The sequence below is a fragment of the Blautia sp. MCC283 genome (assembly GCF_018785565.1).
Classification (GTDB): Bacteria; Bacillota; Clostridia; order Lachnospirales; family Lachnospiraceae; genus Blautia_A.
In genome coordinates this window covers 1-1,175 of record NZ_WQQB01000041.1, presented here as the reverse complement: position 1 = coordinate 1,175, position 1,175 = coordinate 1, and the positions used below count along the sequence as shown (strand labels likewise).

The window sequence follows — 1,175 nt, the reverse complement described above, 5'->3', positions numbered from 1 at the left end:
TTTTTTCTACTTTTTAAGCTTCTAAAAGCTCTTCTAAATACTTAATTGGACGCAAACTTACTACGAACCTTTTCTTTCTCATTGACAACTTATGTCTTGATAGTTCTGCTGGTTTCAAAATACTCAGGCTCCATTTTCTTATAATGTTCAAATTTTGTGCCGCCATTTTATCGATTGTCGTATTTGCATCCTCCCGAAATGTTACATCCAAATGCCAATGCATACTTTCTATACTCCAATGACCTCGCACCGCTCGGCTGACTTCGTTGATATCCGTTTTTAAACTGCTTATAAAATATCGATATTCATACGTTATCTTTCCTGCTTTTTCTATTCGTTTCTTCTCCATTACAATGCTTCTCAGGCCTTTCCAATTCTTCTTTTGGCTCAGCCACCGGATATCTTCCGTCTGATAATACTCTCGGATCTCAATTTGCCCATGGGCTTTCTCACGGGTCTTCTTATATGCCCCCTTTTCGCGCATTTCTTTTTGAAACTCCTCATTCGAAAAGTATTCTTTTACATCTTCGTACATTGTGTATTGATTTTTCTTCAATGCCAGAACATAATCCGCTCGTTTCTGCCTGATTTTTCCTGCGATCGCTGTCTGCGTTCCCATTGCATCAATCGTAATGATCTGACCCTTTATCTGGATTTTTTCCAACAGCTCTGGAATCGCTGTTATTTCATTGCTTTTTTCTTTGACTGCTTTCTGTCCCAGACAAAATCCATCTTCCTTACTCCATGCAGAAACAATGTGACTTGCTTTTTCTTCTCCACGTTTATTCGAACACATCGTTTTTCCATCTATGCAGATGATCTTCTTCAACAGTTCTCCATCATTTTTATCCAGCCGCTCCTGCCATTTTCCATAGAGCTGCTGCAGAATTTCGGGCGATATCATCCCCATGACACGCCGGATCGTATCATGAGAGGGGATTCCGTTTTTTAGTTCAATATACTTTCGAAGATAATCCTGATAGCTTTCTGCAAACAATGCCATCTCAACCCAGTCATCCGCATTCGCAAGAGTTGCAAACAACACAATGACAAGAATATCCTTCAACGTATGACGAACCTTTGTCTGCTGACGAGTATCTTCAATGTATTCCATCCACTCTAATAATTCCTGCATAAATAACACCCCTTTTTCTTTTATTTTACTAGAAAAGGGG

The 1,175-nt window shown here is 39.4% G+C and carries 1 protein-coding gene; it reads right to left on the bottom strand.

Features of this window, described 5'->3' with window-relative positions:
• Window positions 1–13 precede the first annotated feature (13 nt).
• Window positions 14–1,135: an ISAs1 family transposase gene (locus GPK81_RS12645; RefSeq protein ID WP_118064820.1), complete on the bottom strand. Its 1,122-nt coding sequence runs from the start codon at window positions 1,133–1,135 to the stop codon at window positions 14–16.
• Window positions 1,136–1,175 lie beyond the last annotated feature (40 nt).